Source organism: Vibrio sp. THAF190c (assembly GCF_009363355.1).
Classification (GTDB): Bacteria; Pseudomonadota; Gammaproteobacteria; order Enterobacterales; family Vibrionaceae; genus Vibrio; species Vibrio fortis_A.
The window spans coordinates 467,847-478,856 of record NZ_CP045339.1 but is presented as its reverse complement, the minus strand read 5'-3'; the positions used below and the strand labels follow the sequence as shown (position 1 = coordinate 478,856).

9 protein-coding genes are annotated in these 11,010 nt (G+C 45.3%); 5 read left to right on the top strand and 4 right to left on the bottom strand.

The features are described 5' to 3' along the window. On the bottom strand, positions 1–957 hold the full coding sequence (locus FIV04_RS17190; protein WP_152469862.1) for a MoxR family ATPase: 957 nt from the start codon (positions 955–957) through the stop codon (positions 1–3). Between the two features lie 380 nt (positions 958–1,337). Here FIV04_RS17190 and FIV04_RS17185 point away from each other — a divergent pair, with 380 nt between their 5' ends. Both FIV04_RS17185 and FIV04_RS17180 read left to right on the top strand, forming a co-directional pair. After that, a complete protein-coding gene (locus FIV04_RS17185; RefSeq protein WP_152469861.1) occupies positions 1,338–3,254 on the top strand; it encodes a methyl-accepting chemotaxis protein in 1,917 nt (638 codons plus the stop codon). A gap of 132 nt (positions 3,255–3,386) precedes the next feature. Next, a complete protein-coding gene (locus FIV04_RS17180; RefSeq protein ID WP_032550492.1) occupies positions 3,387–3,584 on the top strand; it encodes a hypothetical protein in 198 nt (65 codons plus the stop codon). A 413-nt stretch (positions 3,585–3,997) separates the two neighbouring features. Here the strand turns inward: FIV04_RS17180 and malK are convergent, their stop codons facing one another. Beyond that, complete coding sequence (gene malK, locus FIV04_RS17175) at positions 3,998–5,110, bottom strand: maltose/maltodextrin ABC transporter ATP-binding protein MalK (RefSeq protein WP_150869967.1); 1,113 nt, start codon at positions 5,108–5,110, stop codon at positions 3,998–4,000. A 686-nt stretch (positions 5,111–5,796) separates the two neighbouring features. On the opposite strand from malK, the gene malE reads away from it, so the two are divergent. The 3 genes from malE to malG all read left to right on the top strand — a co-directional run bounded on the left by malE (position 5,797) and on the right by malG (position 9,533). Then, positions 5,797–6,981: a maltose/maltodextrin ABC transporter substrate-binding protein MalE gene (gene malE, locus FIV04_RS17170; protein ID WP_032550490.1), complete on the top strand. Its 1,185-nt coding sequence runs from the start codon at positions 5,797–5,799 to the stop codon at positions 6,979–6,981. 78 nt (positions 6,982–7,059) lie between these two features. Beyond that, positions 7,060–8,631: a maltose ABC transporter permease MalF gene (gene malF / locus FIV04_RS17165; protein ID WP_152469860.1), complete on the top strand. Its 1,572-nt coding sequence runs from the start codon at positions 7,060–7,062 to the stop codon at positions 8,629–8,631. Positions 8,632–8,642: 11 nt separating this feature from the next. Next, positions 8,643–9,533 carry a maltose ABC transporter permease MalG gene (gene malG, locus FIV04_RS17160; protein ID WP_150869968.1) on the top strand — a complete coding sequence of 297 codons (891 nt, stop codon included), beginning with the start codon at positions 8,643–8,645 and terminating at the stop codon, positions 9,531–9,533. A 519-nt stretch (positions 9,534–10,052) separates the two neighbouring features. Here malG and FIV04_RS17155 read toward each other — a convergent pair. Both FIV04_RS17155 and FIV04_RS17150 read right to left on the bottom strand, forming a co-directional pair. Continuing rightward, positions 10,053–10,298 (bottom strand): hypothetical protein, encoded by a 246-nt coding sequence (locus tag FIV04_RS17155; RefSeq protein ID WP_032550642.1) that lies wholly within the window; start codon positions 10,296–10,298, stop codon positions 10,053–10,055. A gap of 168 nt (positions 10,299–10,466) precedes the next feature. Then, positions 10,467–10,961 (bottom strand): acyl-CoA thioesterase, encoded by a 495-nt coding sequence (locus FIV04_RS17150; RefSeq protein ID WP_032550487.1) that lies wholly within the window; start codon positions 10,959–10,961, stop codon positions 10,467–10,469. Between the last annotated feature and the right edge of the window lie 49 nt (positions 10,962–11,010).

The following is an 11,010-nucleotide window of genomic DNA, read 5'->3' as shown; positions in this document are numbered from 1 at the left end:
CTACGCGCTGCCAACAAGAGAGATAAGATGAGTGATCACCTGATTTGGGGTGATACCTTCAGCTTGTGCGTGGTAGCTACGTAATAAACGGTGACGCAGCACTGGGAAGGCCATCGTTTGTACGTCTTCAGGAGTGACATAGTCACGGCCCGACAACCATGCGTGAGCACGCGCGCAGCGATCAAGCGCAATAGTGGCACGAGGGCTAACCCCCATCTCTAACCATTGAGCGAGCTGTGGGCTGTATTTCTCTGGCTGACGAGTCGCCATAACCAGTCTCACAATATATTGCTCAATGCTCTCAGCCATGTGCACATTCAACACTTCTTGTCTCGCTTCAAATACAGCTTGTTGCGGCATTGGTTCTGGCTGCTCGAGTGCTTGGCCTTGAGCCTCACCTCGATTTAAGCGAAGTATTGCTAGTTCACTTTCCATATCTGGGTAAGCGACATCAAGGTGCAGTAGAAAACGGTCGAGCTGTGCTTCTGGCAACGGGTAGGTGCCTTCCTGCTCAATCGGGTTTTGCGTCGCCATGACGAGAAAAAGCTTTGGCAGTGGATAAGTCTTGCGTCCGGCTGTCACTTGTTTTTCTGCCATTGCCTCTAGCATTGCAGCTTGTACCTTCGCGGGCGCTCGGTTGATCTCATCGGCAAGAATCAAAGAGTTAAAAATTGGCCCCGCCTGAAAGGTAAAGTCCCCCGTCTCAGGGCGGAAGATATCCGTTCCGGTTAGATCGGCAGGCAATAAGTCCGGCGTAAATTGAATACGGTGGAAGTCACCTTCTACGCAATCTGCAAGCGATTTAACGGCGCGAGTTTTTGCCAAGCCCGGTGGCCCTTCAACCAAAATGTGACCATCGGCGAGCAGCGCAACCATTAGCTGTTTAACCAGCTCCTCTTGTCCAATGATTTGAGCCTCTAGATAAGTTTTCAGCGTGTTGAAGGCGTTTGAATGCATGACGTTGTCTCGGAGTATCTTGTATTGAAATAGGAATTTTCTGTGTAATCACAGTGTATTAGCTACTTGGTTAGAAAATCTAGCCAAAAGTTCCGCAGAATGTTAAGAACTAACAAAGAACTGATTTTGATTGATGGTTTTATCTTCAATTCAGTGACAATAATCAAAATAATTAATATTTTTTAGGCAGAAGAACGCATCGTTTTCTCGTCTTTTACTAACATTTACACGCATATTGGTAGCAATGTTTGCCGTTCCAAACGTTTGCTTAAAGGTCATCGAGATTTATGGTTTTAGTGTTGCCATACGCTAAAGCTTATGAATAATTGGCCGATAATAAGTGAGTTACAATTTTACTTGCCCAATTTAGGTGTAGAGAGATGTTCAATTTAAATTCAATGAGTATTAAGCAGAAAGTGGTTGCCGGAATCACATTTGCGGTACTAGCGTCAACGGTCATCGTTGGTGCAATGGCCCAGCGCCAAGCTAGAGACGTACTAAGCCACCGTTTGATAGATATCGAGCTTCCAGGCTTACTCGAGCGCATCAATGGCGAAATCGACCGTGAAGTATCGCAACTGCTACTTGCAGCTGAACAAGTTGCGTCGAATGAGTTTATTGCTGATGCGATTGAATCAACCTATCGCGATCCTGAAGTTGAAGCCAAGTTAGTCAAGCAGCTCAACAACGTTCGCAATCAATACCAGTTGAATGATGCCTCGGTAGCAAACCGTGAAACGGCTTACTACTGGAACCAAAATGGCTTCCTACGCCAGCTTAACCAGCAGCAAGATGGCTGGTTCTTTGGTTTTACTCAATCTGGTCAACCGACCATGGTAAGCATGTTCCAAGAAGCGAACGGCGAAGTGAAGATGTTCGCGAACTATCAGCAACCTGCTGGCAAAGCGATGTCTGGTTTGTCTAAGTCCATGGATGACATGGTTAACTTGTTAAACAGCTTCAAGATTGAGAATACTGGTTTTGTCTTTTTAACCAACAGCCAAGGTGATGTACAGATTCACCGTGACAGAGCGCGCAGTGATTCATCTCTACAACAACTATATGGCGCGCAAGCAAGCCAGTTGTTGAACAAATCAGGCTTTAACCTGATCACGACAGAGTTCCAAGGCCAAGAACTGTTTGTTGCAAGCTTGTATGTTTCGTCAATGGATTGGTTCGTAATCGGTGTGGTTCCAACGTCTGAAGTGTTTGCAGAACTTGATGCAACCGCACAAAAGATGCTGATCATGACGGTGATTGTTGCTCTAGTGTTCATCTTTATGGGCTTCTTATTGGCGAACAGCATCACCAAGCCAATTAAACTTCTCTCTGAGCGCTTTACTGACCTAGGTAAAGGCGATGGCGACCTATCGCAGCGTATCGAAGTAAAAGGTAACGACGAGATTGCACAGCTATCTGCAGGCTTTAATGGCTTCATCGAAAAGATTCACTTATCGATGAAAGAGGTATGCGAAACCAGCCAAGCGCTTCAAGTCGCGGCGGAAAGCGTATCAAGCAAAGCCCACATTACGCATGACAACAGCCAAGAGCAGCGTGACCAAACCATTCAAGTGGTAGCGGCAATCAACCAGATGGGTATGACCATCAGCGAGATCGCGTCTAATGCGGCAACGGCTGCAGAAACAGCGACTCACGCCTCAGACAACACTGAAGTCGGTCGTGAAGTGGTGAACAAAGCGAAAGATGCAATCAGCCGACTGGCTCAAGACATTGAGAGCACAGGTCAGGTGATCGAGCAGCTAGCGTCAACCACTCAAGACATCGGCTCTATTCTTGGTGTGATTCGTGATATCTCTGAGCAGACTAACTTATTGGCTCTTAACGCGGCGATTGAAGCGGCGCGTGCTGGTGAGCAAGGTCGTGGTTTTGCTGTCGTAGCGGATGAGGTTCGTAACCTAGCAAGCCGCACTGCAGATTCAACGGAAGAGATTCAAAAGATGATCAACCAGCTGCAGAGCGATGCGAAAGACGCGGTGACCGCAATGAGTGCTGGCAAGATCATTACGATGGAAGGTGTAACAGCTTCTGATGAGGCGGTTGAAGTGTTAGGTGGCATCTCAGATCGAATCCTAGACATCACCGACCGTAATACTCAGGTGGCGACAGCGACTGAAGAGCAATCGACAGTAGTTCACACCATCAACCAGAACATCGAAGAGATCAACGCGATTAACGAAGTAACGACGGGTACAGCTGAACAACTGGCTGATGCAAGCCAAGAGTTACGTTCGCTCTCTTCTCGTCTTGATAAGATGGTTGGCTCATTTAAGCTTTAAGCTTATAGTTTTAAAATATTGATTTGCGCATCGGCCTTACCTTAGTTTTTGGGGTAAGGCCAAAGCTCCTAGCATCATTGCTTAGAAATGAGTAAAATTGTCTTAGTATTAATGTTTAGGTAAGAAAAAATCATGAGCGATTTTGAAAAAGAACTTGAGCTTATGTCTCAAGAGATGGGCGACGAGCCAGAAGTGAAGCTACCGTCACTAGAAGAGCAAAAAGCCGTTGTTGCTGAGCTTAAGCGTCTAGAAGCGGAAGGTAAACTGACACCAGAAGTACTAGAAGAGCACTTCGGTAAGTTCAACCAAAAGAACACACCAATCCATTAATCTGGTCGGTGCCGGGGCAACCCTCTAAAGAATGACAAAGGTCTAGCGAGTGCTGGGCCTTTTTTGTAGGGGCTGACAGGGCTTTTAGATGGTTTGGAGTAGGGGAGTAGAACCGCCTTATACCAATCACAGTAAGTAAATGCTCAGAAATAGCGCAGAAAAAAGGCTTGAGAACAAGGCAAGATTTTTCGATAAGTAGTTATTCTACAATCAAAAATTCTAACGCAGTTATCGAGCATTTTAACAAGCTAGGGCGAGCAGTTATTTACTACGATTGGTATTATAGGTTACTCATGTTGGCCATCTAGTTGGTATCAATTCACCCTGCCTTTGAGACAAAAAATCCCTCACGAGGAGGGATTTTGATAGGGCAATTTATTCTTAGAAACAGAGCTTGAATCTATAGTCGAGGCTTACTCTGTACCTTTTTCTACGTATAGACGACGACATGCTTTACCGTCGCTATGGAATAGGTGACAACGGTGTGCTGGGATACCGATAGCAAGTTTGTCGCCTACTTCAACGTCTAATGTATCTGGTTGACGGAAGATAACGTCAGCATCTGCACTCTCTAGGTTTAAGTAAACCTGAGTTTCGTTACCTAGTTTCTCAACAATCATCACGTCGCCTTCGATGGTTGCGTCGCCGTTTTCTGCAGACAGCAAGTGCTCAGGACGAACACCCAGTGACATACGGTCACCAACGTTAACTGTCGTGCCATCTACTGGAACCCAGAAAGTCATGCCGTTTGAAAGTTGAACCATTACACGCTCAGACTCTACTGCTTCAATGTGAACAGACATGAAGTTCATCTTAGGTGAACCGATGAAGCCTGCTACGAAGCGGTTTTGAGGGTAGTGGTATAGGTCAAGAGGCTTACCGACTTGAGATACGTAACCGCCATCAAGAACAACGATTTTGTCTGCCATCGTCATTGCTTCTACTTGGTCGTGCGTTACGTAAATCATGGTACAACCAAGCTGACGTTGTAGCTTAGTGATTTGAGAACGCATTTGAACACGTAGTGCCGCATCTAGGTTAGATAGAGGCTCATCCAGCAGGAATACGTTTGGTTGAGAAACCAGAGTACGACCGATAGCAACACGTTGACGTTGACCACCAGAAAGCGCTTTTGGTTGACGCTCTAGCAGATGACCTAGCTGTAGGATTTCAGCAGCATGTTCAACACGTTTGTCGATCTCAGCCTTGTCTGCTTTCGCTAGCTTAAGACCGAAAGACATGTTGTCGTATAGGTTTAGGTGAGGGTATAGAGCGTAAGATTGGAATACCATGCCCACGCCGCGCTTAGATGGCTCAACGTCGTTCATACGCTCGTCGCCAATGTACAAATCACCTGAAGTGATATCTTCTAGACCTGCGATACAGCGCAATAGTGTCGATTTACCACAACCTGATGGTCCAACGAATACTACAAACTCACCTTCGTTGATCTCTAAGTTTACGTCCTTAGAAATCTGTACATCACCATATGATTTATAAACGTTTTTTAACGTGACACTCGCCATCTAGCTCGTCCTCGATCGATCAAATTTTAAAATTTACTGCTTATCATTATAAGAGATTATTGGGTCAGCAGTAACTGTAGGAATTGGTAAGCATTGAGTGTGTAAGAAAAAACGGGTGTGCTTGGTGGTTTCAACAAATTGTCAGTCCAACCAAGCACACCCTCATAGCCAAGCAGATGTCTCTTTCCCCCACATCAAGTTAAACCTCCCCCGTGATTCCATCACTGGTTTAGCTTGATGCTTAATTTAAGACAAAAGCGGGCAATGCAAGCCAACAAGTATTGTTCGGTCTATATAAGAGCAACAAACAATTGCCGGTAAAGGGTTCTTACTATCCACTCTTGGATGACTGCAGTTTCGGTTAATCCAAGAAAGAGTACATCCTCCTAATGGAAAATTAACGAGGGGGAGTAGGAGGGGAGGAGTAGATAAAGAGGGTGAAACGCAATAGGCGATCCACTTCAAATAAATTCATCGGATAACGGTGATATTGATCACGGTGCTTACGATTTTTGTGATTTCGCTCTCTAATCCGACCCGATGGTGATCACGAATTTAAGCCATAATAGCTGGGGCGTAGTGGCTAGGATGATGAGCTTAAGACGGTTTTTTCAGATCATATCTATCGAAAACTGGCTCGTCTTAAATGAATGCGCCCTACGTATAAATATAAAAAGGATATTAACATGAAAAACGCTCTAAGCGCTGTAGCTCTAGGTACAATAGTTGCTCTGGGTTCTTTCGGTGCAAACGCTGCTATCGAAGAAGGCCAACTAACAATCTGGGTAGGTGGTGATAAAGCTTACGAAGGCATGGCAGAAGTAGGTAAACGCTTTGAAGAAGACACAGGCGTAAAAGTTACTGTAGCTTTCCCAGACAAACTAGAAGAGAAATTCTCTCAAGTTGCAGCTGCGGGTGACGGCCCAGACATGATTTTCTATGCACACGACCGTTTCGGTGGCTTCGCAGAAGCGGGTCTTCTTGTGGATATCAAACCTTCTAAAGAGACTAAAGAAGGTATCGTAGACTTCGCATGGGACGCAGTGTCGTACGAAGGTAAAACAATTGCATACCCTGTAGCGGTTGAGTCAGTTTCTCTAATCTACAACAAAGCACTTATCGAAACGCCACCTAAGTCTTGGGAAGAGATCCCAGCACTTAACGCTGAGCTACAAAAAGACGGTAAGAAAGCGATCATGTGGCCTCTACGTGGCGGCGCATACTTCACATGGCCTCTACTTGCTGCTGACGGCGGTTACGCATTCAAGCAAGGCGCTGAAGGTTACGACATTAAAGATGCTGGCGTAGCGACTGACGGTGTTCAGAAGTCTCTAGGCTTCATCGAGAAGATGGTTAAAGACAAAGTGATCTCTGCTGACATGGATTACTCTGTAGCAGAATCTGAGTTCGTTGCTGGTAACGTAGCAATGACAATCAACGGTCCTTGGGGCTGGGCAAACATCGAGAAATCTGGCGTAGATTACGGTGTTGCAACTCTACCTAAATTCAACGGTAAAGCATCTAAACCTTTCGTTGGTGTATGGGCTGGTGGTATCAGCACTGCTTCTCCAAACCGTGACCTAGCGGTTGAGTTCATGGAGAACTACCTACTGACTGACGAAGGTCTTAAGAGCCTAAACGACGACAAGCCACTAGGTGCTGTAGCGCTTAACTCTTTCCAACGTCAACTAGACAGCGATACTCGTATCGCGGCGACAATGGACAACGCGATGAACGGCGAAATCATGCCTAACATCCCTCAGTTCACAACGTTCTGGTACAGCATGGAAGAGGCAATTGGTAACGTAGTTGACGGTCGTCAAACTGTAGACCAAGCTCTTAAAGCTGCTGAAACACGCATGACTAAATAATATCGACGAAACACCCTTTTAAGGAGGGGGTAACCCCTCCTTACTTTTCTATTTTATATATCGCTAGCAGGTTCCTCTATGCAGTCAGTTCAAGGTACAGATGCTATTCAAGCACCAACAAGCCTTCCAGGAAGTAAAAGCGTCTTCATTAAGTGGGGATTGCTTGGTAGCGTTGGCTTAATCAATGGCTACGCTACAATCCTAATGTATTCTCGCGGTGAGCTCGCATTCGCGTTGCTTACAGTGATCCTAACGGCTTTAGCTCTTTACGTTTTCGGTAGCAAGAAAACTTACGCACACCGTTACATCTACCCTGGTATTGCCGGAATGATTCTTTTCATTCTCTTCCCTTTGGCTTATACCGTCGGTCTTGCGTTCACTAACTACAGTGCAAAAAACCAACTTTCGCTTGAGCGTACTCAAACTGTCCTCATGGACCGTACGTTCCAAAGCGGTGACAGCTTCCCATTCACTCTGTACAAAACAGACAACGGCCACCAAATCGTGGTTAAAGATGGTGAGCAACTTCTCGCGACTGAAGAGTTCTCGTTAGACGGCTTGAACGCCACTGACATGGATCTGAAGGCAATCGACTCTGCTCAAGGCGAAAAAGAGAAGATCAAAACGATCATCCAAAATCGTACTGCAATCAGTGCTGTTGATTTCCACCTACCATCAGGTGAAGACATCCGCATGAGCGGCCTACGTAAGTTTGCTGCTGTGGTTCCGCTTTACACAATGCAAGACGATGGCGAAACGCTATACAACAACGAAACGGGTGAAACTCTAAAACCAAATATGGAAGTAGGTTTCTACCAACCAGTTGATGAGAACGGTGCATTCATTGGTAATACTATCTCTCCGGGCTTCGTTGTTGAAATCGGTACGGCTAACTTTGAGCGTGTTTGGAAAGATGAAGGCATCAAAGAACCTTTCATCAGCATCTTTATTTGGACGGTTGTATTCTCGATTTGTACCGTTGCCTTCACTCTGGCTATCGGTTTGATTCTTGCGAATATCGTACAGTGGGAAGAGCTGAAAGGCCGCGCTGTTTACCGTGTTCTACTGATTTTGCCTTACGCAGTACCAGCGTTTATCTCAATCCTTATCTTTAAAGGTTTGTTCAACCAAAGCTTTGGTGAAATCAACATGGTGCTAGAGAGCATCTTCGGTCTTAAGCCGAACTGGTTCTCTGATCCAATCCTAGCGAAGACCATGGTGCTTATCGTAAACACATGGCTAGGTTTCCCTTACATGATGATCCTATGTATGGGTCTATTGAAGGCGATTCCTGATGACCTATACGAAGCGTCTGCGATTGATGGTGCGAACTTCATCGATAACTTCAAGCGCATTACGTTCCCGTTGATGATTAAGCCATTAACACCACTACTGATTGCAGCATTCGCATTTAACTTCAACAACTTCGTAATGATTCAGCTGTTGACGAATGGTGGTCCAAACATGATTGGTACTTCTGAGCCTGCGGGTTACACAGACTTGCTTGTAAGCTACACGTACCGAATCGCGTTTGAAGGCGGCGGCGGTCAAGACTTCGGTCTAGCAAGTGCAATCGCAACGCTTATCTTCCTACTAGTAGGTGCCCTAGCGTTACTAAACCTTCGTTTCACTAAACTGTCTCAAGATTAAGGAGCACGACAATGGCTATGGTACAAGGTAAAAGCCTGAAATACCGAGTGTGGGCAACGCATATTGCGCTGTGGTGCTTCCTAGCACTGATTATCTTCCCACTACTGATGATCATCGCGATCTCATTCCGTGAAGGTAACTTTGCGACAGGTAGCTTGATTCCAGAGAACCCATCACTGGAGCACTGGAAACTGGCACTGGGTATCCCAGTAACTAACGCAGATGGCTCGGTAACACCACCTCCATTCCCAGTACTAACTTGGCTATGGAACTCAGTAAAAGTTGCAGGTATCACATCAATCCTGATTGTGGCACTGTCTACAACATCAGCTTACGCTTTCGCTCGTATGCGCTTTAAAGGCAAAGATACGATTCTAAAAGCGATGATGATTTTCCAGATGTTCCCAGCGGTACTAGCATTGGTTGCAATCTACGCGTTGTTCGACAAACTAGGTCAGTACATTCCGTTCCTAGGCTTGAACACACACGGTGGTCTTATCTTCTCTTACCTAGGGGGTATTGCACTGCACGTTTGGACAATCAAAGGTTACTTTGAAACGATTGATAACTCTCTAGAAGAAGCGGCAGCGCTAGATGGTGCTACGCCGTGGCAAGCATTCCGATTGGTACTATTACCACTGTCTGTGCCAATTCTAGCGGTAGTATTTATCCTATCGTTCATCGGTGTTGTTGGTGAGGTTCCGGTTGCATCTATCCTGCTTTCAGACGTGAACTCTTACACACTAGCGGTTGGTATGCAGCAGTATCTATACCCACAAAACTACCTATGGGGTGACTTTGCGGCGGCAGCAGTACTATCGGCACTTCCTATCACTATCGTCTTCCTATTAGCGCAACGTTGGCTAGTTGGTGGTTTGACGGCAGGTGGTGTAAAAGGATAAGCTAGAGCTTATAAGAAAGACAAAGAGCGACCGCAAGGTCGCTCTATATTGGCATTTTTATTACATCATTTGGTTTGGCCGCCGATCAGTAATAAAAATAACCCTCAGGTTACGCATAGCTGGCTACTAATCAGGTTCCTTACGCTATTCAATGATTAGTGGTTTTTGTAACTCTAACCCAGGTACTTACTTGGGTTTTTTTATATCTGCAGAAAACCACTCCTTTCAAATGCGCTTACATCTCTTTAAGATCTTCTTACCCTGTTCGAGATGACATGCTCATCATAGCTCTAGTCATTCATTGTCTCGTTACCAACTAATCGTAAAGCCAGTATAAATAGGCAAAAGGGAATTGATACTTTGGTCAAAGCCCACTGCGTGAGACTTCAATGAAAGTCATGCAACAATGATCAGTGTTGCATAAAAAATGTATGGCAAGGCTGCTTGAAGATGAGTTCCACAAGGGGATTAGTCGCTTATCAATAATTCACTATTTATAAGCGACTGAAATGTATTGGATTAGAGTTCTCTATTGGACGGAGCGCAGCCGAGATGTTGCAGCAATACGTAGATACTCTCTTGGTCTAATGCGACGCGTCTAAAGAGGTCTGCGAAGGTGTTATCGCCACCAAAACAGGTTTGGATATAGTGATTGATCTCTTCGTTGTTGTAGCCTTCTACGTACAGGGTTCTTACCCATTGATACTCAACCGCCTTAAGATTGTTTAGGGTTGATTCACTCAAAGTAGTGCGCGTAACGCTCAAGAGGTGCTCCAGAAATACAGTGATGTCCATGTTAGATGGCAGTATTTAAGCAGAGCTAAATGACGACTTTATTACAGTTATAATATTTTACAGACTCGTGACTTGATAAACGAACAAGAAGAGAAAATGGAGTTACACACTCAATGGTTAAGTGTGTAACCCTAAGATTTATTTCAGATATTTGACGTGTGCTTCCATCTCTTCGCCAATCTCTTTACGCATGTTCATGAGGCGAACAGCAGAATCGCGTAGCTCAATATCTTCTTGGGTTTCTGGTACCCACTCTGGCACTTTGGTTGGCAAGCCATTTTCATCAACTGCCACCATGATAACAATACAGTGGGTCGTTAGGCGGTTATTGAGCTCTTTCGGATCACTCGCTTGTACATCAATCGCGATATGCATGGAAGAAGAGCCTGTGTAGATCACTTTTGCACTTACTTCGACCAAGTTACCCACGTGGATCGGCGCAACAAAACGAATACCACCGGCATAGGCCGTAATACAGTATTTGCCACTCCAACCTGCTGAACAAGCGTAGGCTGCTAAATCGATCCATTTCATCACGGCACCACCGTGAACTTTACCACCAAAGTTTACATCTCCGGGCTCAGCTAAAAAACGCAAGGTTACGTCGCGCTTTCCATTTTGACTACTGCTCATCTTTAGTCCTTTTTATTCTTATGTTGTACTGCAACAACTATGTTACTTA

Bases quoted from the DNA above. Each gene is read 5' to 3' on its own strand.
- malF (WP_152469860.1), top strand. From the start codon at position 7,060: ATGCAGTCAGTTCAAGGTACAGATGCTATTCAAGCACCAACAAGCCTT.
- malK (WP_150869967.1), bottom strand. From the start codon at position 5,110: ATGGCGAGTGTCACGTTAAAAAACGTTTATAAATCATATGGTGATGTA.
- FIV04_RS17180 (WP_032550492.1), top strand. From the start codon at position 3,387: ATGAGCGATTTTGAAAAAGAACTTGAGCTTATGTCTCAAGAGATGGGC.
- malE (WP_032550490.1), top strand. From the start codon at position 5,797: ATGAAAAACGCTCTAAGCGCTGTAGCTCTAGGTACAATAGTTGCTCTG.
- FIV04_RS17185 (WP_152469861.1), top strand. From the start codon at position 1,338: ATGTTCAATTTAAATTCAATGAGTATTAAGCAGAAAGTGGTTGCCGGA.
- malG (WP_150869968.1), top strand. From the start codon at position 8,643: ATGGCTATGGTACAAGGTAAAAGCCTGAAATACCGAGTGTGGGCAACG.
- FIV04_RS17190 (WP_152469862.1), bottom strand. From the start codon at position 957: ATGCATTCAAACGCCTTCAACACGCTGAAAACTTATCTAGAGGCTCAA.
- FIV04_RS17150 (WP_032550487.1), bottom strand. From the start codon at position 10,961: ATGAGCAGTAGTCAAAATGGAAAGCGCGACGTAACCTTGCGTTTTTTA.